Annotated in this window: 25 protein-coding genes and 1 riboswitch; of the genes, 3 read left to right on the forward strand and 22 right to left on the reverse strand. The window is 35.5% G+C overall.

Translation table 11 applies throughout. The annotated features are described in order from the left end of the window. Positions 1 to 7 precede the first annotated feature (7 nt). The 15 genes from COB47_RS08425 to COB47_RS08495 all read right to left on the reverse strand — a co-directional run bounded on the left by COB47_RS08425 (position 8) and on the right by COB47_RS08495 (position 13896). Entirely contained in the window at positions 8 to 856 is an 849-nt protein-coding gene (locus tag COB47_RS08425) for a PulJ/GspJ family protein (protein ID WP_013290956.1), read from the reverse strand. A gap of 11 nt (positions 857 to 867) precedes the next feature. Further along, positions 868 to 1512 carry a hypothetical protein gene (locus COB47_RS08430; RefSeq protein ID WP_013290957.1) on the reverse strand — a complete coding sequence of 215 codons (645 nt, stop codon included), beginning with the start codon at positions 1510 to 1512 and terminating at the stop codon, positions 868 to 870. A gap of 51 nt (positions 1513 to 1563) precedes the next feature. Further along, on the reverse strand, positions 1564 to 2097 hold the full coding sequence (locus tag COB47_RS08435; RefSeq protein WP_013290958.1) for a PilN domain-containing protein: 534 nt from the start codon (positions 2095 to 2097) through the stop codon (positions 1564 to 1566). A 40-nt stretch (positions 2098 to 2137) separates the two neighbouring features. Continuing rightward, positions 2138 to 3100 (reverse strand): type IV pilus biogenesis protein PilM, encoded by a 963-nt coding sequence (pilM, locus tag COB47_RS08440; protein WP_013290959.1) that lies wholly within the window; start codon positions 3098 to 3100, stop codon positions 2138 to 2140. A 56-nt stretch (positions 3101 to 3156) separates the two neighbouring features. Beyond that, a complete protein-coding gene (locus tag COB47_RS08445; RefSeq protein ID WP_013290960.1) occupies positions 3157 to 3729 on the reverse strand; it encodes a prepilin-type N-terminal cleavage/methylation domain-containing protein in 573 nt (190 codons plus the stop codon). Next, the gene (locus tag COB47_RS08450) at positions 3726 to 4280 is read right to left on the reverse strand and encodes a prepilin-type N-terminal cleavage/methylation domain-containing protein (protein WP_013290961.1); all 555 of its coding nucleotides are present in this window, start codon (positions 4278 to 4280) and stop codon (positions 3726 to 3728) included. Before COB47_RS08450 ends, COB47_RS08445 begins: the two co-directional genes overlap by 4 nt. Next, the gene (locus COB47_RS08455) at positions 4270 to 4560 is read right to left on the reverse strand and encodes a late competence development ComFB family protein (protein WP_013290962.1); all 291 of its coding nucleotides are present in this window, start codon (positions 4558 to 4560) and stop codon (positions 4270 to 4272) included. Before COB47_RS08455 ends, COB47_RS08450 begins: the two co-directional genes overlap by 11 nt. 7 nt (positions 4561 to 4567) lie before the next feature. Next, on the reverse strand, positions 4568 to 5344 hold the full coding sequence (locus COB47_RS08460) for a prepilin peptidase (protein ID WP_013290963.1): 777 nt from the start codon (positions 5342 to 5344) through the stop codon (positions 4568 to 4570). A gap of 52 nt (positions 5345 to 5396) precedes the next feature. After that, the gene (locus tag COB47_RS08465; RefSeq protein ID WP_013290964.1) at positions 5397 to 5834 is read right to left on the reverse strand and encodes a type II secretion system protein; all 438 of its coding nucleotides are present in this window, start codon (positions 5832 to 5834) and stop codon (positions 5397 to 5399) included. Between the two features lie 35 nt (positions 5835 to 5869). After that, positions 5870 to 6286: a type II secretion system protein gene (locus tag COB47_RS08470; protein ID WP_013290965.1), complete on the reverse strand. Its 417-nt coding sequence runs from the start codon at positions 6284 to 6286 to the stop codon at positions 5870 to 5872. A gap of 38 nt (positions 6287 to 6324) precedes the next feature. Then, positions 6325 to 7536, reverse strand: a complete 1212-nt coding sequence (locus tag COB47_RS08475; protein WP_013290966.1) for a type II secretion system F family protein — start codon at positions 7534 to 7536, stop codon at positions 6325 to 6327. A 70-nt stretch (positions 7537 to 7606) separates the two neighbouring features. Then, positions 7607 to 8662, reverse strand: coding sequence for a type IV pilus twitching motility protein PilT (locus tag COB47_RS08480; protein WP_013290967.1), 1056 nt, complete (start codon positions 8660 to 8662; stop codon positions 7607 to 7609). 53 nt (positions 8663 to 8715) lie between these two features. After that, the gene (locus tag COB47_RS08485; protein ID WP_013290968.1) at positions 8716 to 10428 is read right to left on the reverse strand and encodes a GspE/PulE family protein; all 1713 of its coding nucleotides are present in this window, start codon (positions 10426 to 10428) and stop codon (positions 8716 to 8718) included. Positions 10429 to 10455: 27 nt separating this feature from the next. Then, positions 10456 to 13653 carry a response regulator gene (locus COB47_RS08490; RefSeq protein WP_013290969.1) on the reverse strand — a complete coding sequence of 1066 codons (3198 nt, stop codon included), beginning with the start codon at positions 13651 to 13653 and terminating at the stop codon, positions 10456 to 10458. Between the two features lie 39 nt (positions 13654 to 13692). Then, on the reverse strand, positions 13693 to 13896 hold the full coding sequence (locus COB47_RS08495) for a DUF2273 domain-containing protein (protein WP_013290970.1): 204 nt from the start codon (positions 13894 to 13896) through the stop codon (positions 13693 to 13695). 747 nt (positions 13897 to 14643) lie between these two features. Between COB47_RS08495 and COB47_RS08500 the strand changes: the two genes are divergently transcribed. Then, entirely contained in the window at positions 14644 to 15597 is a 954-nt protein-coding gene (locus COB47_RS08500; protein WP_013290971.1) for a glycosyltransferase family 2 protein, read from the forward strand. Beyond that, on the forward strand, positions 15584 to 16063 hold the full coding sequence (locus COB47_RS08505; RefSeq protein WP_013290972.1) for a GtrA family protein: 480 nt from the start codon (positions 15584 to 15586) through the stop codon (positions 16061 to 16063). Before COB47_RS08500 ends, COB47_RS08505 begins: the two co-directional genes overlap by 14 nt. 324 nt (positions 16064 to 16387) lie before the next feature. Here the strand turns inward: COB47_RS08505 and aroE are convergent, their stop codons facing one another. Both aroE and COB47_RS08520 read right to left on the reverse strand, forming a co-directional pair. After that, a complete protein-coding gene (gene aroE, locus COB47_RS08515; protein ID WP_013290973.1) occupies positions 16388 to 17227 on the reverse strand; it encodes a shikimate dehydrogenase in 840 nt (279 codons plus the stop codon). Beyond that, complete coding sequence (locus tag COB47_RS08520) at positions 17224 to 17733, reverse strand: YqeG family HAD IIIA-type phosphatase (RefSeq protein WP_013290974.1); 510 nt, start codon at positions 17731 to 17733, stop codon at positions 17224 to 17226. Before COB47_RS08520 ends, aroE begins: the two co-directional genes overlap by 4 nt. Positions 17734 to 17906: 173 nt before the next feature. On the opposite strand from COB47_RS08520, the gene COB47_RS08525 reads away from it, so the two are divergent. Then, a complete protein-coding gene (locus tag COB47_RS08525) occupies positions 17907 to 18806 on the forward strand; it encodes a hypothetical protein (RefSeq protein ID WP_013290975.1) in 900 nt (299 codons plus the stop codon). Positions 18807 to 18871: 65 nt separating this feature from the next. Here the strand turns inward: COB47_RS08525 and COB47_RS08530 are convergent, their stop codons facing one another. From COB47_RS08530 to COB47_RS08550, 5 genes are all read right to left on the reverse strand, one after another. Beyond that, positions 18872 to 19828, reverse strand: coding sequence for a C40 family peptidase (locus tag COB47_RS08530; protein ID WP_013290976.1), 957 nt, complete (start codon positions 19826 to 19828; stop codon positions 18872 to 18874). A gap of 4 nt (positions 19829 to 19832) precedes the next feature. Next, a riboswitch (cyclic di-AMP (ydaO/yuaA leader) is annotated at positions 19833 to 19995 on the reverse strand. Between the two features lie 101 nt (positions 19996 to 20096). Next, the gene (locus tag COB47_RS08535) at positions 20097 to 20738 is read right to left on the reverse strand and encodes a lactate utilization protein (protein WP_013290977.1); all 642 of its coding nucleotides are present in this window, start codon (positions 20736 to 20738) and stop codon (positions 20097 to 20099) included. Continuing rightward, entirely contained in the window at positions 20735 to 21985 is a 1251-nt protein-coding gene (locus COB47_RS08540) for an ABC transporter ATP-binding protein (protein WP_013290978.1), read from the reverse strand. The genes COB47_RS08535 and COB47_RS08540 overlap by 4 nt, the downstream gene beginning before the upstream one ends. A gap of 4 nt (positions 21986 to 21989) precedes the next feature. Continuing rightward, complete coding sequence (locus COB47_RS08545; RefSeq protein WP_013290979.1) at positions 21990 to 23000, reverse strand: FecCD family ABC transporter permease; 1011 nt, start codon at positions 22998 to 23000, stop codon at positions 21990 to 21992. A 23-nt stretch (positions 23001 to 23023) separates the two neighbouring features. After that, positions 23024 to 23974: an ABC transporter substrate-binding protein gene (locus tag COB47_RS08550; protein WP_013290980.1), complete on the reverse strand. Its 951-nt coding sequence runs from the start codon at positions 23972 to 23974 to the stop codon at positions 23024 to 23026. Between the last annotated feature and the right edge of the window lie 5 nt (positions 23975 to 23979).

A 23979-nucleotide genomic window follows, 5' to 3' on the forward strand; every position in this document is an offset into this window, starting at 1 on the left:
CCCCTTTTTACCCCCTCATAAAAAATTTGTACTCCCTCACTTTTCTATTCTTTTGTTCGTTCCAAATTTCCATGGTTACCTCAAAAAGCTGATGGTAAAATTTTGAATTGGTGTACGAAATAAATTTCACTGTGGACCTTTGTGTGGTAAAATTACCAGCCGGACTTGCTGTCGGACTTGGTGTAGGAGATGCCGCAGAACCTACTGTAAAGCTTTTAGACCATACTTCTAACAGTTGAGTGGTGTAATTTGATGTACGAATTCCCCCGTTCATTTCAAAGACACCATCAATATTACAATTTACAGTAGAAGTATTGTCAATAAAGTAAATTTTAAAATTGGGATTAGTAACTATTAATGGTATATTGTTGAATCTGTACTCAGCCCGGTCTATTCCGCTTATTTCCTTATAAACTTCTATATTTACCACTCCACTTAAACTCGGAGGAATAGATAAACTAAGGTCATATTTCACACCACCATAAGTTGCATCGTACACTTTTTGGTATACTGACACTGTATTTGAAGCATTAGCTACAAGTATTAAATCGAAATCACAATCAATCCTTTTTACAGTATATTTTACTTTATATTTGTCATTGCCAAATTCCAGTTCACTACCACTATAGTCTGGTAATGAATATACTACATCCGCAAAATGACTATCATCATTTCCCATATCAGCGTACATTTTTTCCATTGCTTTGTTCAAAACCTGAGCAATATCCATATTCTCTTTTGACTTTGAGGTTACCCTCATCGATTGGTTAAACGCAATTCCAATTGGAATCAAAATTATAGCAAATATAGCAACAGCAACTATAACCTCTACCAACGAAAAACCTTTTAACTTCATTTCAACTCACCTTATTTAAACAAATTACTTTTTCCAGTCGGACTAATTTTAATTGTCTTATTCAAAACAAACTCACGCGCTGGACTTTGCGGGTCGTTAAATCCATAAAATTTTATCACTGCATTTACCGTTAACTTGTTTTCTGCCTTTGTCATGTTCAGCGAATCAATTGTAAATAAAGGTGCAAAATTCGGTTGTGTATCAAGAATTGTGTGTATTTTTTCATATTCACAATTCCAGGTTTGGCGTGATAATAGATAATATGGATAAAACTGGTCGCCCATATCTTTTGTATTTCCAAGCTCAATTTTCTGTGAAGGCTCAAACATATATGAAGAAGTACTAATCTTCACTGTTTCTAAGAGTCTTTTTAAATCTACAACACAAAACAAAGCATTCTGATTTGGCGGAATAATATCTTTTAATTTAGCATACTCTTTTTTCACATTTTCTATTTCTGCCTTGTGTGCGTTATAATTGCTTATTATCATATTCAACCTTGAAAGCTCTGCAGTAAGGGTTTCATACTGTGTTTTTAAATTCTCTAATCTTTGAGACAAGTTACTATATATAAATGAATAAAAAACCACTCCAATTATCACTATTAACCCAATAATCAGTAAATTTTTTTCTCTACTGCTCAGTTTATAACCCATTGCTACCTTTCCCCACCTTCATTAAACTGATCTTAAAATTCTTAAAACTTCTTATCTTATATCAGCACTCACATCAGCTTTTTTGATACCTTCCACATCATTTGCACCATTAAATACTACATTTGCAAAGTGTGGATCATTAGATAGACTGTAAACAAACTGAACTACACTCTCAACATTCTTGCTTGCCACTCTGCAATTAAGTTTATTATTTTCTATCTGCAGCATCTCAAATGTCAGATTTTGGGGAGTTAGTTTCTCAAGAGTAGTAAGCAATTCCTTTAACTTTCGGTTTTCATTTTTCTTTTGATTAACAAACCCAATTTTTATATCATATGCCTCTTTTATCTTTAAATCTCTCTGTATCTTGTTCACAATTGTCCTCTTCGAGTTTATTTCTGTCGTAGTACTGCTGATTTTCATGGAATAGGAAATTATCTGAACAAACATAAGTACAGATACCAATATACACACACCAATTACTGATATTAGAGCAATTATTAATGCACCGCTTGCCTTCTCTTCGCTCACTTTATATTGCTTACTGTATGCCTCTAACAAATTTATATCCTTTAAAACTGGCACTACCTCCTGCCTCCTTTGCCCTCCAATATCACTGTGTCTTCTAAATCAACCCACTGAAAGCTGTTGCATATGCAAACATCACACTTTTTTCCTGTGATTCAATCTTTCTGACAGACTTAAAATCGCTCACAAGTTCTACATCCATATTCAGTCTTCTTCTCAAAAGACTACTAATATCAATATGTTGACATACCTCTCCTGTTAAGTATATTTTCTTTATGTTTGTTATAGGTTCTTCCCTTGTTCGTACAAAGTCATAAAACTTAATTACGCTTTCAGAAATAAGATCTTCAATTAAGCTAAATTCATAATCATAAGATTGCTCAGAATTTTCTTTAAACATCTCTTCAAGCTGAACAAGCGAAAATAGCTTTGTGGCACAAAGTTCATTGTTCGCAACAACAGAAGTAGAAACTCCATTTCGGGTGATATTCACTATCATGTATGAGTTATCATCTTCTTGTTTGTTCAGCTTTCTTTCGTTTTTGAATAGTTTAACAATTGAATTTGGCTCAATATCAATCTTAGATATTTTTATTCCTGCATTTTTAAAGGCATTTATTACACCTTCTATTAAAAATCTATGTACACCAACAATAAGTATCTTTTGCTTTTTAATCTTCCCTTCGTCAAATATTTTAAGTTGCTTATAATCAAGTATATAACTATCTATGTTTATTGGGAAATATTGTCTTGCCTCATGGCGTATCATGTTGTATATTTTATCATCGGCAACGTAAGGCATTTCTAATTCTCTTATCAAAATGTTTGAAATCCCTGAAAATATAACATTAACATTTTTCTTGCCAACCTTATTTTGATTGAAAAGGCTTCTAAGTTCTATCTGCAAAAGAACATCGTCAACCTTAATATCCTCTTTGATTATGTTATCATCGAGATTTTTTTCAAAAAATCTATTGATTTCTATGCTGCTATTTTGAAACTTACCTTCGGCCACTCTTATGTAGTTTTTTCCTATTTCCACAACTACTTTTTCACTCATCAGATTCACCTCGAATAAATTTCAAAAAATTTCTGCCTGTATATTCTTTCGTTACATCAAAAGGTGCGAAAAACATGTTCTATTTTGTATACTCTTGTTATTAGGTTAGAACCACGCTTGTTTATAACAACCTCATATTCAATTACTATCTTTGAACCCGAAACAAAAATACAATCAAATCTGGTAACCAGCCCATCTAAAAAGGTGAAGGCTATAGGTGATGGGACAGTGGGACTACTTGAAGATGCCAGAAATATCTTCTCAATACTAATTTTTTTAGAACCACTATCATACACAAGCTTTATTCTAAAATCAGGTCGGGCAGTTGGTGCTGGCAAGTCGCTTTGATATACATCCATTGTTATTACTTTTGTTGTGCCAACAACCGAATACTGAATACTGGCCTGGTCAGACATAGACAGCCACTGCTTTACCTGATCGTTTAATCTTTTTGCTTCACCCTCAATCCTGGCTATGTTAATGTTCTCCTGTGCAACTTTGAAGTTCTGAATAAAAAAGGAATAAATTGCGCCAAGGATTATTGCAACAATTGCAACAACTACTATCAGCTCAACAAGCGTCAAACCTTTTAATTTAAAATCACTTTTTATTTTCAAATTACATCTCATTTAACTTCAACACTCCCTGGTGGCATTACCCTGACAATAACCTTTTTTTGATAACCGCCTGTTATCCCTCTTATTCTTACAACAAACACCTTATTTGCATTTGGAAAATAACTTTCATTGCTCCTCCCACCCGGTGAACCTGAAAAACGCCACAATATTCCTTTATTGTCATAATATAGATAGGTTGCAATTGGTCCAGCTCCTGTAACTATCACGTCAGAGTCTAACTCAGCGCTCTTGCTTTTTAGTTCCTTTAATACCTTTTCCGTTCCACTTTCATATTTTACAAGCTGGATCTGTAAATACGTCTCACCTGTTACCGGATCTGGCACAATATGGTTATTGATTTTGACAAAGTATTTATCAAATACTACTTCTTTGTCTTCATACTCGTAGAGCATTGACAGCATATCAGCAAGCCCATTGGCAACGTTTTTGACTTCTGCCCGGCGAACAGATGCCAGATAAGCCGGTATCCCAATTGCTAACAATATTGCAATTATCGCAATGACAATTATCATTTCGCTTAGGGAAAATCCCTTACATTTCATTCTTACAATCCCTTTCTTCATGCCTTATATTATTTTTAACTATATACGCCGCTGCTGCCAGCGCAGCAATTATGTCAACCTCAAACTGAATTTCTAACTCTTTTAATTTAACATACATCTTACCTTCTTCTGTCACGCAATATCGAGGTGGAAGTCTATTCAGTGCCAACGCCATAACGTCAGCTTTGCACTTTTCGCACCTGCAAACATCCAATTCATCAATTATTTTCTCATAGTATTTTTGAACAACCTCTTCCATCAGATTTTTTACAACATACATCAAATACCTACCTCACTATTATTAGCTGATAGTAAAGATCAGCAATCCTTTCACCTGCCACTGTTGACACAAATATGCCAATTGATATGAACGGACCAAACGGAATCTCCCTCTTTTTCTCGTTTCCCTTTAAAATGCTTTGAACAAGCTTCAAACCTAAAACATATAAAAATGCTACCAAAAATGCCACGAAATTGCACACAATTGCCTGTCTTACTGTAAATCCTACACCTCCTGCCATCAAAAGCAAAACATCCCCTAACCCCATTGCATTGCCCCGGGTAATTAAGTATATAAGCCCTACCAGAAGAGCATTTAAAATTGGTCCAAGCACCACAAACGTCATTGAGGTTTTTAAAACCCCTTTTAAACTCACCTCAAACCCAAACTTTAAAATGGCAAGCAAAAGAATACTTGTTACGCTCATCTCGTAAGTTTTGAAATCTACAACTGAAATGTATATCAGGATACAGCCAATCAAAAATAATAAAAAAGCTGATACACTCAAACCATACACTCTTGTGCTTGCTATTGCAAGCAAACAACACACAGCTTCAACAGCCGGGTATAAAGGTGAAATTGGGCTTTTGCAATATCTGCACTTTCCTTTCAAGATAATAAAGCTTAAGATGGGAATTAAATCAAACCATCTTATCTTTCTTCCACAATTTGGACAATGACTCGAGGGGAATATAATTGATTCCCCTCGAGGTATTCTATATATGCATACATTCAGGAAGCTACCAAACACCAATCCCAACGCTCCTACTATTGTCTCTAACATCTTTGGTATACTCCTTCAAAATGAAATAAGAATACCAACTAATTCACATACATTACTTGTAGTTTGGATCTGGAGACGGATAGAGCTCCACAATATTACCAGCAGAATTTTCAGCACCTATTTTCAATACTTGATTATTCGCATCATATGTGTAATAAAAATCCCCATTTTTTAACTTCGTCTTTGGAAGTCCACTACCCAAGTAATCTACTATACCGTTACCAGTGTTAACAGGAACGTTATTTTCTATTTTCACCCAGCTAGCTGTATTATTCAACACATTTCCCTCTGAAACCCACTGCTGAATAGCTGTTGCAATATTCTTTGCATTTGCCTTATCAGCCTCAATTTTTGACTTGTTTATCTGTTTTAATACTTGAGGTACCGCAATTGCAATCAAGATTGCAATTATTGCAACAACTATAACCATCTCAATTAATGTAAAACCTTTGTGCTTTCTGTTAACCTGCTTTACAAGCCAAGCCATCATCTTTCAAATCGCCCCCTCTTAGTTTTCTAAAATTTTTAGTAACCTGGATCTACATTTGGAAAAAGTTCGTAAAAGTTAGTTCCATCTCCACTATAAACCTTCAAAACACTATCAAGTTTATAGTAGAAGTAGTAGGAACGTCGGTAAACTGGCTTTGGCACGCTTCCTGAAATATAATCGCTGAGCTTAAAACTATATTGAGGACTTAAACTTACAACATCTGAGTCAATTTTGTGAAAATTGTTATCAGGTATCAGCACATTTAAACTTTTCCCGCTATCTTCCTCGAAAAGGTAAAACGCATATGCAATATGCCTTGCATTTTGTATATCAGCTGACTTTCTTGCCTTATTTATATTCTTTAAAACCTGGGGAACGGCTATAGCAATAATCACACCCAGGATAGCAACCACTACCACCAGCTCAATCAAGGTAAATCCTTTTCTTTTCAATTTAATTTTCCCCGCCTTTTTATACATCTTTGAGTTTTTTACGCACCAACACTTCCATACAATTTGAATATCGGCAAGATTATTGACGCCAGCAAGAAACCAACCATGATAGCAAGCAACACAATCATTATCGGCTCAAATACCGATGTGAGCCTTGTCACCTGATTTTCAACCTCATTCTCATAGTAATCTGCTGCTTTGTTGAGCATATATTCCAAATTACCACTTTCTTCACCGGTTCTTATCATAATTTCAACAAGCCTTGGGAAAATCCCCACATCAGCAATAGGATAGCTCAAACCCTCTCCCTTCTGCACCCTTTCAATAACCTCTTCAAACTTCTTCTCCACAAATACATTTGTCATGACATTTTTTGTGGTCTCAAGAGCTATCACTATACTAACACCTGCCGCTGTCATCGTGCCAAGCGTTCTTGTAAACCTTGTTACAATTTGTCCAAGGGTAATCTTACCTATGACTGGAATTTGAAGTTTGAACTTATCTATATAAAATCCACCTTTGTCTGTTTTTCTAATTACCTTGTAAGCTACCACTAATAAAATGCATACTATAATTATTAAAATAAAATTGTTTCTCATAAAATTGGAGCTAGAGATTATGAACCTTGTGGTTGCAGGCAGCTCAACATTAAGCTCGCTAAAAATCCCTACAAAAGTCGGTACAACAAATGTGAGCATTATTATTAATACACCTATTGCAACAAGAATAACAATTGCCGGGTATATCAAGGCATTTATAATTTTCTGGCGTAATTTTAACTCCTTTTCAAAGTGGGTAGCCATCCTATCAAGTGCCTGATCAACAGAACCTGACATCTCACCAGCTTCAATCATATTTATCAATATTGTTGGAAAACACTCAGCCTTTTCTGCTAAAGCTCTCGACAACATCGACCCACTTTGCACTTTCTTATGTATATCCTCTAATACCTTTCCGAAATATCTGCCTTTGAACTGCTCAGCAATGACATCTAACGCACTTACCATTGGTATACCCGCCATAAGCATTGTTGCAAACTGGCGACAAAACACTGCTAAGTCTTTTATAGGTATCTTTTTTCGCAACTGAACTGAAATATCTTTCTGCCATACTCCTTTTTCCCGCAAGTCTATTATATACAACTGACGCCTCTTCAGGCTTTCTGCTGCAAGCTCAATTGTATCTGCCAATATTGTCCCCTCAACATTTTTCCCACTGCTATCTACCGCTTTGTAAACAAACTCCGGCATACCCCACTACTCTCCTTAACATCCCAAATTTATTCGTCACACCACCAAACCCAAAAAGCATTTGAAAAGCTTATGCACTGAGCAGTCTTTGCATAAAATCAAAGTCAGTAGCATAGTTGAACGCATCTTCACGACTGATAAGTCCTCTTTTGTACAAGTCTATGAGTGACTGTTCCATTGTTATCATGCCCTGTCGCTGATGCGTCTGAATAATTGATTGAATCTGATACGTTTTAGCCTCCCTAATGAGGTTTCTTATGGCCGGATTTACTATCATTACCTCTGTTGCAACAACCCTGCCTTTACCATCACGACGGGTCAAAAGCTGCTGAGACACAACTCCCTGCAAAACTGTTGATAGCTGAATTCTTATCTGCTGCTGTTGATGCGGTGGAAAAACGTCAATGATACGGTCTATTGTCTTTGCCGCTCCAATTGTGTGAAGTGTGGAAAACACCAGGTGTCCTGTTTCAGCAGCCGTTAAAGCTATCGCAATTGTCTCCAAATCCCTCATCTCACCAACCAGGATTACATCAGGATCTTCTCTCAAAGCCGCCCTCAGCGCGTCTGCAAAGCTGAGTGTGTCACTACCTATCTCTCTTTGATTGATAATACTCTTGTTGTGCCTGTGCAAATACTCTATGGGGTCCTCTAATGTGATTATATGTACATCTCTTTCTTTGTTGATTATGTCAATCAGCGATGCCAGTGTTGTTGACTTACCCGAACCAGTTGGACCTGTAACTAAAACAAGCCCTTTATTCAATTTTGTAAATTCTTTCAAAACTGGTGGAAGGCCAAGTGTTTCAAACGGTGGTATATTTACAGGAATTATTCTAAAAGCTATAGAATACGAACCTCTTTGTCTGTAAACATTTACCCTGAATCTACTTACTCCCTTTATACTGTACGAAAAGTCTATCTCTCCTTTCTGCTCAAGAATTTTAAACTGGTTTTCGTTTGTGATCTGTCGCACAAACTCCTCCACCATCTCAGGTGTCAGAATTGAATCATCTGTCCGTACTAATCTGCCGTGTATTCGATAAATTGGAGGAACACCTGGCGTAATATGTATATCTGAAGCCTCCTTGAGAAATGCTTCTTTGAGAATTGAATTAATATCCATGAGTATTTGCTTCCTCCTTCCCCTAATCTCCCCTCTTGTACTTACTCATAATACTATTCAAGTGCATAAGTAATCTTCAGATATTCTTCAACTGATGTAATTCCATTCAAAACTCTCTCTTTGCAAGCTTGTCGCAGTGTCTTCATCCCCTGTTTGACAGCAAGTTCCTTTATCTCCTCACTGCTGACATCTTTTTTGTTTATAAGTTTTCTCAACTCTTTTGTCACAATCAGAATTTCATATACACCTGTTCTACCATAGTAACCTTTTTTATCACATATATGACATCCTCTCTTTCTGTATAATTTTACATTCTCATCTTGCTTTATGTCAAGAAGAATTTTTTCTTCCTCTGATGGCTCATAAGGCTCTTTACAGTGTGGACATAGTTTTCTTATCAATCTCTGTGATATTACTCCTACCAACGACGAGCTTATCAAAAAGTTTTCTATCCCCATGTCAACCAACCTTGTAATTGCACTTGCTGCATCATTTGTATGAATGGTTGACAACACTAAATGCCCTGTAATAGCAGCCCTGATTGCCATGTCAGCTGTCTCTCTGTCTCGGATCTCACCAATCATTATTATGTCTGGGTCCTGTCGCAAGATTGATCTCAGCGCCGCTGCAAATGTTAACCCTGCTTTGGTATTGACCTCAACTTGATTAATACCTTCTATAGTACTTTCAACAGGATCCTCAACGGTTATTATGTTGCGCGTTCCAGTGTTAAGTTCGTTTAAAATAGTATAAAGCGTAGTAGACTTACCACTACCGGTAGGACCACAGACCAAGATTATCCCATGTGGCGCAGCAATCAGCTTGTTATATTTCTCTTCGTCTTCTTCAGTCAAGCCAAGCTCAGTTTTAGAACGCACAAATGCACTTTTGTCTATCACACGCACAACAATCTTTTCGCCATACACACAAGGCAAAGATGAGATTCTCATGTCATAAATCTTATCCGAAAAAATGTAAGTTGTTCGTCCATCCTGTGGTATCCTCTTTTCTGCAATGTCCATATTACCTACAATCTTAATTCTGGCCACCAGTGATGGCAATATCCCAATATCTAACTTCAAGACATTATACAATACACCATCAATTCTGTATCTAACTTTTATCTCGTTTTCAAACGGTTCAATGTGAATATCACTCGCACGTGATGTAATAGCTTGTTCAAAAATGGAATTGACAAGTCTTACAATAGGTCCTTCTGTTCCATCTTCCAAACCAAGCTGGAATCGAGGCGTAACAGTAGCTCTTTTGGCTTGGTTGTCCTTTTCGCTACTTTCTTTTTGCAACTCTTCAACTGCTTTTAAAGCTTCTTGCTTACCATAGAATCTTTCAATCGCACGTTTAATATCGGATGCCTTGGCAATTCGTGGCCGCACTCTTCTGCCTGAATAAATCTCAATATCCTCCATTGCAAATATATTAAGCGGGTCCGCCATTGCCACAATCAGGCTTCCATCTTCAGCAAAACTTACCGGCAAAACGGTATGCCTTCGTGCAATCGACTCAGAAATCGTTTCAACTGCCTTAGGATCAATCGGATATACATCTAATTTTATGTGCGGTATCCCTAACTGAAACTCTAAAATCTCTATTAACTCATCTTCTGTTATATAACCTTTCTCAACCAGTATCTCTCCCAATTTTTTATTGGTCTGCTTTTGAATTTTAAGTGCTTCTTCTAGTTGCTGAGGTGTAATTATCTTTGCCTCTACTAAAACATCTCCAATTCTCTTTCTTTCTCTAGGCAAAACAATCTCCCCTCTTTTCCCTTATTTCTATGTTCCTAATTCACTCTCAGCAAAATTGTTTTTTTTCGCGGTTATTTTTATCATTACGTCATTATTGTCAATTTCTGACTCAAACATCATGTTTGGTTTATATAATACGTAAACTTTCCATTCTGTTTGATTTATATCTTGCTCAATTGCAGAATACAAAACATTATTTGAAGCTAGTTTGAGAGAATTAGAAGTTACAAAAGCTGCGCTTTGTGGAATTATAGTAATTAGCAAACCATTATCTTCAAATTTCAAGATTTGCACTTTATTGCTTTCAACATTTTGTATTTTGATATATTCATCCTCAACCAAGATTTCACAATGTTTCACTTCAAAAATAAGTTTTATAACATTGTTCTCTACTACTACTTGCCAAAATGCATAACCATGCTCTATGGACAAAATAAGTACTTTTTCGCTGCTTATATAATCTATACTTTTAACAACTTTCCTTGATTTGGTATTCCACACAATATCTTTTTCTTTAGTTAATACCTCTCCTAACAAGATGTTAAGCTTTCCATCTTCTTTTTCAACCTTCTGTGGTTTAATTTCACCTCTGTTGAAATGCAACTCAACATGCACCAGCTCTTCGTTAACTTCTTTAACTTCAACCTTTTCAAGAACAGGGCATTTTTCAACTGTCAAAAATATTTTACCTTCTTTCTTTTCTACAGAGTATCTGACTTCGTCAGCAGTATCAATCAACAGTTTATAACCATTTTCCTGAGCTACCTGATATCTTTTGACAACCTTGCTTTGCAAATATTTGATTCCTTTTTCAATGTATATATCCCTTCTTCTTATTTTTACGATTAACATATTATTTTCATCGTCTTTTATAACTTCTACATCATCGTAATCTATCCGGGACAGTTCAAATACCACCATATCGTCTTCAATAACTGGATTAACTGTTACAACTTGTGCTTCAAACTCAACAATTATGTTTGAATTCTCTAATCTTACATTAAAGTCTTCCACTTTGCTATAAATGTTTATTATCACATCTTCCTCTTGCTCATAGAACTCTACCCGTTCAATACAGCCTTCTCTGAATTCAACTATTGGTTGCTCGATATTACATAAAGAAGCAGTTAAAACTTTAATAGTAACAGCACCCTTTTCTTTGTCTCTTTCTGCTAAATACTTTATTTCTCCCTCACCCTTGAGAGTTAAAGATGCTTTTGGACCATTTTCTTCATATTCAAATGCTTTGATTTTATTCAACTTTCTATATGGTATTATAAATAGGTTTGTCGACGTCCTATCTTTTGACAGCGCAACCTCGATTTTGCTTTTATTTTTAAGAACAATTGTTCCGCTGTATCCCTTTCCCACTCTTTCTATCTCAATAGAACTGAATGCTTCAAATTGCTCACTGTTTAAAATAGGGTCTTTCAACAAATTTACATATTTGTTATTTATATGAAACTCAATTGTGTTTTGAATTTGGTTATGGTTAATTTCAATCTCTTCAGGAAGTATATTTTGAAATACAATGCATTCCTGGAATAAATTGTAGAGCACAAAAGCTTTGTTAGGTTTTATTGAAATAAACGTTCTGCCTTTTTCTTTTACAACCGAAATCCTTTTTACTGGTGAGCAGATAACAAGATACGACTGACCTTTTTCCCTAACTTCAACTATTTTAAGACTTTCAAGATACTCCTCTTCGAATTCAAAGCTTCTCTCAAGCAACGTTTTTGCCACAATATAACCATGCAAATAGGCGTATGCAACCCCGTTCTCGGTATCATGCTCCAATACTACAGGCACAGAACTTGAGTTTGTTACAAGTTCTATTAGTGTTTCCTCGTCAGAATGATGTATTAAGACATCTTTCAAAATATTTACTTCCACAAATTTTATTCCAACCGATGTTCTTCCTTCAATAATTTCATATCTTGCTTCCTTGTATAAAATAACTTTTACATCATATCCCTTTTCACTCTTTTCTACTATATATCTGTCTACTATTAAATCCTCTATTTTAGTTTCTCCCTCATTAAATACTATGTCATTGGTAAAAATCCTGATGATATATTCTTTCTCGGAGATAGCATCAACTTGAATACTGGAAGGCACCACATTATCTATCATTATGAATTTATTATTTTTATTGTAGGAAATAACTCCCTTGCTTTTTCTGAGAACTATTGATATTTTCCCTTCTCTTTCACGAATATCAAACTTTTTAGCTTTTGTTAGAACCATAATATATACATTTCCATTTATTTCTTTTACTTCTACTTTCTCAACAAGACTATTCTCAAATGTATACTCATGTTTGACACTTGATGCTACAAAGCACTCCTCGATAGTAACTATTACTCCATTCCCTAATTTCATTCTCCCCACATTGTAAGCTATTTCTTTGTTTGTACAAATTGAAAGGATATCTTCTCCACCTTTCTGCTCAAATTCAATATTAGTCACAATACCAACGTCTATCTCCTCACCTTTGTCTTCGTCGTAAAAAACACTTGTAGTACTTCCTTCTTTTTCTTTTTCATCCTCAAGAAACTCATCTGACACACCCATCTTTGTCTCTATCAAATCTGAAACTTTTTCGCTGATTTCTTGCTGATTATTTGTTTCATTTCTTTTTTCTGAGAGATCTTGGGTCAATTCTGGAGCATCTGAAATTTCAGTTGTATCAACTTTACTTTTACCTTCCTCACCTTCAACTTTTACGAATTCATCAATTTTAGCAACTTCCTCGTTTTTGCTTTCATTCTCCACACTAGGTGTTTCAATTGTCGCTTGACTTAATTCTTTCTGACATATACTTTCCTCGTTTGTTATATTTCTTTCAATCTGAGACAATGCTTGAATATTTTTCTCTACTTTTTTCAGAACCTCTTCAACTTTTTCTCGGGAAAACGGTTTGGTGATATAATTTGTGGCTCCAACTTTCATCGCCTCTTTTACAACCTCATGATTGCTAATTGCTGTAATCATTACAACCTGCGTAGAGGATGAAATTTCTTTTATTTTTCTTAAAAGCTCTAAGCCGCTCATATCTGGCAAAGTAATGTCTAAAGTCACTACATCAGGTCTGTATTCCTTAACCATTCTTAAAGCTTCGTTTCCACTTGAAGCTTCTCCCACTACTTCTTCTCCTAATTCTTGTAATATTCCCTTTAAAACCTTTCGTATAAAAACAGCATCATCTACAATTAAGATTTTCACTCTGATACACCTACCCCTCTATTTGAACTTTCGGTTATTTTAATTCTTATCTTTCAGAAGTTCTTTTATTTTATCATACGTTATAAACTTTTTACCTAATATTATTCCAACAATGACAACTACTGTTATCAGGATAGCTTTGACAATTCCAACTTCTAAAATAAACAGAATCAAAATAAGAGCTAAAGCTCCGCCTACCAACATTCCCACATTTTCTTTTATGAATTTTTCTAATTTATTCAATCACCCACACCCCCTCGAATATTTTTCATATATTTTTGTGAACCTTTTGCAAATAAATTTACACATTTTCTTACTTTTTATTATACTACGCTTAAATTAATTGCGCAATTTAAAAAATTTTTGGATAGTGCTAAACGTTGTTAGTTACTTTTTTATTGAAAACTGCCTCTATCTAAGAAATTACAACACCATAGAGATTCTAAAGTTTTACAGAAGCTGGCAATTCTTTCCATTACTTTTTTTATATTATTTGTTTAATTACTTCACTTTTCGTGCTCCCCTCTTTATACGCTGTTCTAAAATCAGGAAGATTAACCATTGAGCGAATTCCTTGTTATGTTAAAATACATATAAATAGTCCCAGAAAGGAATTAAGTATTATTCGCTCTAACAATGCTGTCAAATCTTTAACCTCTAATTTGCTTTTTGAAATTTTCTTTTTCATTCTGTTACTAAGAAAGAAAATTTTTTAATGTCTAACATCCGGAAGTGGTATTGATACTTTTAATTACTTGGTTACATGGAAGTAGTCTGCTGAGTTTTTATTTTTTTATTACCAAAAAGGTTGAGAAATTCCTGCATTATTCTTACAGAAGATAAAGTATTAATGATTATTCCGAATAATTGGTTATTTCTGAAATTTTATATCCATTAAACAGAATAGTTTTCTTTCAATAATTATAAGTTGAAGTTCTGAAAAAGGTGAGATATAATTTAATAAAAATTCACGAAGAAAGGATTTATACCATGCTACCAAAAGTATATTTTGTAATCCCATGCTACAACGAAGAAGAGATGCTTCCTTATACAATTGAGAAGATGCTGCAAAAGTTTGACGATCTTTTGAAAAAGGGACTAATATCCGAAAACAGCAGAATTGTCTTTGTGGATGATGGGAGCAAAGACAAAACTTGGCAGCTAATAAAAGAGGCAACAAAAGACATAAAGTTTGTTGGTGTAAAACTTTCGAGAAACTGTGGCCATCAAAATGCTTTGATGGCTGGAATGAGCTATGCTCTGAAGTTTTGTGACTGTGTAATTACATTGGATGCTGATTTGCAGGATGATATAAACGTGATTGACGAGTTTATCAAAAAGTTTGAAGAAGGCTATGATGTTGTGTATGGTGTTCGAAGCAACAGAAAAACTGATACATTTTTCAAAAGGTTTACAGCACAGAGTTTTTATAAGCTGATGCGGGTATTTGGAGTTGAAATTGTGTATAACCATGCTGATTACAGGCTTTTGAGTAAAAAAGCCTTGGAGTTTTTGATGCAGTTTGAAGAGAGAAATTTGTTCTTAAGGGGGCTAATCCCACTGATTGGGCTCAAATCAACAATTGTGTATTATGAAAGACAAGAAAGAATTGCAGGTAAGACAAAATATCCACTCAAAAAGATGCTTTCTTTTGCCTTTGAAGGAATAACCTCATTTTCTGTAAAGCCAATAAAATATATAACTTTTGCAGGCTTTTTGATGTTTTTACTCAGCATTGCAATTTTGATATATGCAATAGTTCAGAAGATAAGAGGACAAGCCATTGCAGGTTGGACCTCTTTAACCATTTCAATTTGGTTTATAGGCGGGCTTCAGCTTGTTGCACTGGGATTGATTGGTGAGTATATAGGGAAGATTTATAAAGAGGTAAAGAGACGACCGCTATATTTTATTGAGGAGATAGCAAAAGATGAACATGAGTAATGTATCCCTCAAAAGAAAGTTTATTTTAAAAATTCATTCAAAGGTCAATCAATTACTTGAACTTGTCAAATTTTCAATTGTAGGGGTTATAAACACAACAATTGATTTTGCAGTCTTTTTTGTTTGCTATTCTATTTTGCATTTTAATTCTTCTTTCAGTCAGGTTTTTGGCTACACGGCTGGTATGGTCAACAGTTTTTTGATGAACAAAAAGTGGACATTTGAAGATAGCACAAAAGGACGTATAATAATACTAAAAGTAGTAAAGTTTGCCTTTACAAATATTATCTCATTGCTACTCTCAATTGTAATGATAAAACTTTCAAGGCTATATCTGTCAAACTCAATTTTAATTGCAAAAATACTTGCAACTTTATGTGCTCAAGGGGTAAACTATATTTTATATAAGTTCTGGGTGTTTACTAAAATGGAGACAAATAATGAGAGTATTCAAAAAAACATGTAAAAAGATTTTTGAGTACATTGTCGCTTTATTGCTGGTATTTCTCTTTTTGTTATCCTAATTACTATAGATTTTTGCTCTAACAAGAAAAAGTTTTAGGATATAGTTCCCGAAAGTGTTAATATTCTGTGTTTTCGAGGGATGTAATAGCTTGTTGAACAAATGATTTTCCATTAATATAAAGGTTATTGCAAATTGTATTAGCATATTTGGGAGAAATTTGAGACTTATCGTTTTTTGGTACATACCTCTCTTAAATGAGCAACCCACCTCCAATCTACATGCCTCTTGTATGTCTTAATACCCTATAACCTTATATTTTCCAAGCTATATTTTTTTCTCGCACTCCTTTAGGATTTCAAGTAAAAAACTTGGAGAAAGATTTACTATATCAAACCAAATCTTTTCAGCTTCAACTGCCTGGTACACAAGCATCTTAAGACCATTTTCAGTTTTTGACCCTTTCTTTTCGGCTTTTTCCAAAAAAGTGGTCTTAGGAGGATTGTATATCATATCATATACAAAAACTGGTATGCCAGCCACATAGTTTTCAAAGTCAAAAGGACTGCTTTCAATATTCGGATACATTCCCACAGATGTTGTGTTAATAATTATATCGTATTTAAACTCATATCTTCTTAGCCATTCTACTGGAAGGATTTTCAAAATGTCTTGAAAAACCTCTCTTAACCTTTCTGCCTTCTCATATGTCCTGTTTGCAACAAACACCTCTTTTGCACCCATCCTGTAAAGTCCATAGATGCAGGCTTTTGCTGCACCACCGCTACCGAGCACCAATATTTTTTTGTCTTTTACGTCAACCCCTATATCCTCCAAGCTTTTTTTAAACCCTATCCAATCGGTATTGTAAGCCAAAAGCTTCCCTTCCTCTTTCTTCACTGTGTTTGCCGCTTTTATTATTCTGACATCTTCTGAGACTTCATCACAAAACTCCAAAATATCTTCCTTGTAAGGAATTGTTATGTTAAATCCAATAACATCCTTATCTTTTCTCACCATCTCAACAAATTCTTTTAGTTTTACAAAATCAGAGAGTTCGACATTTGAATAAACCGCGTCAATGCCCAATTCAGACAAAATTTTGTTATGAACAAAAGGTGAAATTGAGTGTTTTAAGCTCTTACCAATCAAAAAAAGCTTTTTCATTCCCTCTCATCCTTTTCGTAGTACTTTAATATTTTCTTTTCAAAAATCCTGTTTATCCTTGTTACAAAAAACTCCTTTTCTTTTAATGGTCGGACCAATATCACAAAGAGTTTTAACCTTTTTGCGCCTATAACATCTGTGAAGAACTGATCACCTATCACAGCTGTTTGATGATTTTTCTTGCCTTGATGAAGCAACTGCGATGCTTTCAAAAATCCAGACTTTAAAGGTTTTTTAGCATTATAGATGGCAGGAATTCCAAGCATGCTTTCTATTTTTTTGACTCTATCTTTCTGGTTGTTCGAAACAAGGCAAATTTTAAATCCCATCTTTTGAGCCTTTTTAAGCCACTCAATAATCTCGTCTCTTACATCAAACTCTCCCCATGCAACTATTGTGTTGTCTATGTCGATAATTAGATAGTTTATTCCTCTTTTTATAAGACTTTCAAGATCAATATTCAATATACTTTGACATATCATATCAGGTTTGAACTTTTTTAGCATCTCTATACCCTTTCTCTCCCTTTTGCCATCTAAAAATTGTCAAACAAAAAATGAATCTACACAACTTTTTTGTTTTTTGATTTGTGAAAATACAACCTGATAAGGTATAATTTAATTATATTCTAAGCCTTTATATTTTTCAAAATAAATTGAAAAGGGGGAAGAGATTAAAAATGGTTGAGGTAAAGAAAGTTGAGTATATGGGCTGGGAAAACTGCTACAAAATTTCTAATGGAAAAATCGAAGCAGTTGTCACAACAGACGTGGGACCAAGAATAATTCATTTTGGATTTGAAGGTGGCAAGAACGTATTCTGCGTGGTGGAAGACCAGGCAGGAAAAGTTGGTGGCGATGAGTGGAGAATATATGGTGGAACAAGACTGTGGCACAGTCCCGAAGCTATGCCACGCTCTTATTTTCCTGACAATCATAAAATAGACTTTGAAATTGTGGAAAATGGCATTGTACTGAAACAGCCCACCGAAACTACAACTTTTTTGCAAAAGACAATTGAACTGAAGTTTCACCCAACAGAAGCGGAGGCTTATGTAACATACAAAATCAAGAACAAAGGTCTTTTTGAAGTCAAGTTCGCAATCTGGGCACTTTCTGTAATGGCACCTGGTGGAGTTGAAGTTATGCCAATTCCAAAGATTGATACAGGACTTTTACCAAGCTATCCTTTGGTCATGTGGCCATATACAAAACTTAACGACCATAGAGTCTTGTGGGGTGAAGATTTTATTATCCTAAGACAGGATAAAAACTGCAAGCCACCGTTTAAGATTGGATATCCAAATTTAGACGGCTGGGCTTGCTATTTAAACGATGGAAACTTATTTATAAAACAATACAAACATATAGATGGTGCAGAGTACCCTGACTTTGGATGTTCTTACGAAACATATACAACCGATTTCATGCTTGAGATGGAAACTCTAAGTCCACTTTACACTGTCGCTCCGGGCAAAGAGATTTCTCATCTTGAGGTTTGGCAGCTCAAGAAAGTTGATGCTACTATTGAAAATGAAGAAGATGTCAAAAACCTGATTTTGCCTTTGATAAAAAAGTAAAAAGCATTTTTAAACTTGAAAGGGGCTTTTTCCTCTATTTTTCAGGAAAAAGCCCCCTTTTACTTTCATCTTATGACCCTTTTTGCCATCATAAAAAATCTTCCATAATATGAATTCAGGTCAGTCTCTGTTACACATCCCCTTGCACTCGATGCATGAATGAACTTGCCACCGCCTAAATATATGCCAACATGATTTATATAATTTTTCCCGCCATCTGTGTCAAAGAAAAGCAAATCTCCCGGTTCAATTTCACTATACGAAATTCTCACACCATTTGTCCTTGCCATGTCAGCTGCTGTTCTTTCCAAATGTATTCCAAAGTTCTTAAACACAAACTGAACAAATCCTGAACAGTCAAAACCTGTTGATGGCGATGTTCCACCATATGAGTATCTTATACCACGAAATCTTTGAGCAAACTCTAAAATTCTCTGTGCCAGGCTAAGATTAAAAGTTTCTGCTTGAGTTCTTTCAAAACCACCACGTGACACTGTTTTTGATGCAAGCTCAAATGGCATCTTCAAAAGATAATAAGCCATATATCCTACTGTCCCATCAAGCGTCTTTACCTTTACCCAGCCATTTTGCTCTCTTGACAGGACATAGACTTTGCTGCCACTTTTTAATGTCTTTAATACCTTTGATGAGGTTGACATATCACTTCTCAAACGCGCATTGTCTTTTAAAACTGTAGCTTGCGCAGCTTTAGCAGTCGTTTTTTCTGTACTTGCCCTTGAAGTATTTGAAACTGTGCTCTTTTTTTCATTTGTAATAGTTATGTAATCAGACTTTACATACCCAACAATTCCATCATACGAAATCTTTACCCACCCGCCTGCATTTGACAAAACTTGAGCTTCAAACCCTTTGGGGAAAACCCCTAAAATCTTACTATTTGTTGAAGGTGCACTTCTTATATTTATTGTGGAATTCGCCTGGGCTGACTGGGCAAAAGCTTTTGCAGAAAAAAACATCAGAAAAATTCCAAGAATTATAGCTATTAAACATCTAAAATTCATACAAAAACTCCCTTCTTGAGGCTTACGGGATTAGCTGACGGGTTCGGGACAAGAAGGCTATCCCTACGGCAAGTTCTTTCTTGCCGATTCACCCCAATGGCTACTGTGGGTCTCCCGCTGTCTGAGCAATTTTTACAATTTGCTCAGACATTCAGCCTATTAAGTTTATCATTTTGATGTTATTATTTTATTACAAGTCACTTTATTCTGTCAACCCTTTTTTACAGAATTGTTACGCCAATATTTCTAAAATATTACAACCCCTTCTTTAAAAGCCCAAGTCTTCTTTGACCAGCACAACCTTAATCCTGCCCTTTGCTGGAGACCTTCTTGTTACAACAATATGGCTGCAGATGCTATCGCTACTTAAACAATCATGGCATTTTCCGTCCTGGGTGCAAGGCGTATTTTTTGAAAGTCTTTTTGAGTTCATGGGAGATGCAATATTTCTTACCCTCAGCAAACCTTGCTCCTCGTTTAAAACAAGCTTGTTCTTGCCGGCAATCACTATTACATTTTTAGGACCAAAAAGAAGCGCTGCAAGCCTGTTGCCGTTTCCATCTATGTTTATGAGCTTTCCGTCAAGTGTTATTGCGTTTGTTGACATAAGATAGTAGTCAGCCCAGAAAGATTTTCTGTAAATCTCACCAAGCTCCTCAGGCGTTATTCCTTCTTTGTATCTGTCCAAAAAGCTGTAATTGCCATTTCTCAGAAAATCTATCACACCACACTCAAAAAGTGTCATTGACCCACCGCATGATACCACACTGCCTTTTGAAATGAGCTTTTCTAAAAGAGGCACAACATCTTCTTTTTTCTCGACAACAAAACATTCAAAGTTTCTTGCTTCCAAGTTTTTCTTTACAGTTTCAAAGTTTGTATCTATCCACCATGCCTTGTTTGGATTCATTTTAAATCACCCCTTGACATTTTATCGTTTGTCTCTTTTAAGATATAATCTTTCAAGCTCTCAATGTTTGAAACAACTAACGCTTTTTCTTTCAACTCATTGTAAAGATTTGTTGCCAAACCGCCTGTAAAATCGCGCTTTGAAATATCCTCCTCTTCAATTATGCAAAGCTTATTAGCATATCTCAGCGCCTCCAAGTTTTTCAGGTTCTGAACACCAAACGGGATGTTGCACAGCACACACAGGTCTGCTTTCCTTATAAGTTGGACATTTTCAATGTACTCTTTTTCTCCAATTGGCATAAAAGGTTTTGTAAAAACTGTATAGATGGAAAAAAGCTGAGCTGTTTCAAAGTCTGTGTCATTTGTAGAAAGAACACCTGTTGTCACCATGCATCCCATTTCAACCAGCATCCTGTAAAGAAGTTGTGCGCTCCCACCTCCTGCAACAACATGAATGTGCAAAGCTTTTGGGTCTTCTCTCTGGATAAGTTCTATATCAAATATTCCGAAAGGATTTTTGTAAACTATTGCATCAACACCATACACCCTCTTTATGTTTTCCCTATTTAGAACTTCATCTGGTCTTCCAATATCTACTATCTTGCCGTCTTTCATTATAACAATACTGTCGCATACTTTTGTTGCAATTTTTAGATTGTGAATTGCCATTATGACAACCTTGCCATCCAACGCTTCTTGTTTTGCAATCCTTAAAATCTTTTCCTGGTGAGAAATATCAAGATTTGAATTTGGCTCATCCAAAAGCAAAACTTTGCTACTTTGAGCAAGCACACGTGCAAAGGAAGTCCTTTGTCTTTCACCACCTGAAATCTTCAATATATTCGAAAGTTTTTTGCTGGAAAGTTCAACTTGCTCTATTTTCTCCTCTGCAATTTTTTTGCTCTCGTAGGTAGCAAAGAACCTGCTCTTTTCATAGGGAAATCTTCCCATCATCACAACATCAAGAACTGTAAACGGAAAGCTTGAAAAGATGTGCTGTGGCATGTACGAAATAAGCTTTGCTCTTTCTATGTCAGAAAACTTGCTTATCTGCACATCACCAAAACAAATCTTGCCTTCAAAAATTTTGACAAGCCCTGCTAAAGCCTTTATAAGTGTACTTTTACCACTTCCATTTGGCCCAACAAATCCATAGACTTTTCCTTCTTCGAACTTAAGCCTTCCATCTATCTCAACAATGGGATAAGAGTAACCGCATTTAAGGTTTTCAACAAAAAGAGGCATTATTCTATACACTCACCTCATTTTCACGCTTTTTCAGAAGGTACAAAAAGTATGGTACCCCTACTAAAGAGGTTATAATCCCAACCTTTACTTCAACCGGTGAAAACAATGCTCTTGCAATTGTATCACACACAATTAAAAATATTCCACCACTTAAGATTGAAGCAGGTATTAGCCTTCTATAATCGCTTCCAACAATGAATCTTAGCATGTGGGGGACAATTAGCCCAACAAAACTAATCGGTCCTGAGACCGAAACTGATATCCCTGTTATAAGCGAAACAAGAAAAAGCAAACTTCTTTTTAACTTTTCTGGATTTACCCCAATTGTAAAGCTTTCTTCTTCTCCAAGTATCAAAATGTTTATCCTCTTTGCAAAAAGCAAAGAATACAGTATTAATATACAAAGAGGAACAAAGCTAATCTTCACATGTACCCAGCTTCGACCGTCTAAACTACCGAGCATCCAAAATATATATTCGCTTACCTGATACTGATTTATGTTTGAAAGAATCAAAGAGTTTATGGAAGACACAAAAGTTGAAACTGCAATACCAATTAAAATGAGGTTTGTAATGGGCGTTTTGTTGTTCTTGGTTGAAAGCCTATACACTAAAAACGAAATCAAAAGCGCACCTGCAAAAGCAAACAATGGTAAATAAAATATATTTATGGTGTTGAGCGAAAAGGCTATACATAATATGGCACCTAAACTTGCCCCGCTTGACGTTCCAATAATTCCTGGGTCTGCCATAGGATTTCTGTAAAGTCCTTGAACAAGCGCACCTGCTAAGGCCAAGCTCATCCCAACAATCATAGCAATTATTATTCTTGGAAGTCTTATTTGCCCGACAATTGTCAAATCCGTATCATTCACCCAACCTAAATTGATACCTATGAGCGATAAAAGTGCCTTTAAAACACGAAGGGGAGGGATAAAAACACTTCCCACCCCTATGGATATTATAAACACTGTCAAAAGCAGAAAGAATAAAATAATCAAAACCTTTTTCAACTGCACCACCACTTATAAAAGCCTTATTTGAAAAGATATGGATACGCAGCTTTTGCCAAGTCATAAATACCTTCAACAATATAGTGCGAAACTGTTTGAACATGCCTATCATCAAGAATAATTACACTGTTGTTCTTCACAGCTTTCAGGTTTTTGAAAGCAGGGTCTTTTTTGAACTCCTCTACGTACTGCTGAGAAGTCTTTTTTGGATTGTACGACGCAGATGGAATAACAATGATGTCAGGGTCCCACTCCAAAATTTGTTCTTTTGAGATAGTTGGCCAGCCTTTCAATCCCGCAACAGCTGCTATATTTATAACTCCTGCATACTTTGCTATCTCATGCTGGGTTGTATTTTTGCCATATGTTGAGTTGAAATAGTATGTGTAAAAGAGCACATACTTCTTTTTTCTCAAGTATTTTACCTTTTTTTGCACAAAGTTAATTTTATCGTCCATGTACTTTATAAGAACCTGGCCTTTCTGGATTTCACCAGTTAGCTTTGAAAGATTTATTATCTCTTGTTTGATATTTGCAATCGAATTTGGATTTAAGCTGACATATATAGGACACTTAAGACCTTTCTTCAAAAGGTCGTACTTTGACTTGTCAATGTAATAAGGCACTATCACAAGGTCAGGGTTTGCCGCAATTATCTTTTCAATGTCGTTGCTCGAATATCTGCCTTTTACATTCTTAGCAAGATTTACGACATTCGAATTGTTCTTGTCATCAGCAAATATAGAAAGCCCAACGATTCTGTTAGCAGACACCATATTGAGCAAAATCTCATCTGTCTGAAGCGCAAGCGACAAAATCCTTTGAGGTTTCTGTTTTACAGTTATGCTATACCCCTTTCCATCCTTGACTGTGACAGGAAAGTCAGCAGCATGAGAATAAAATGGAATTAAAGCTACCGCAAATGCAATTAAAACAACTATTGCAACTAACTTTTTAGAAAACTTCATCAGCATATTCA

It is taken from the genome of Caldicellulosiruptor obsidiansis OB47 (genome assembly GCF_000145215.1).
GTDB classification, from domain to species: Bacteria; Bacillota; Thermoanaerobacteria; order Caldicellulosiruptorales; family Caldicellulosiruptoraceae; genus Caldicellulosiruptor; species Caldicellulosiruptor obsidiansis.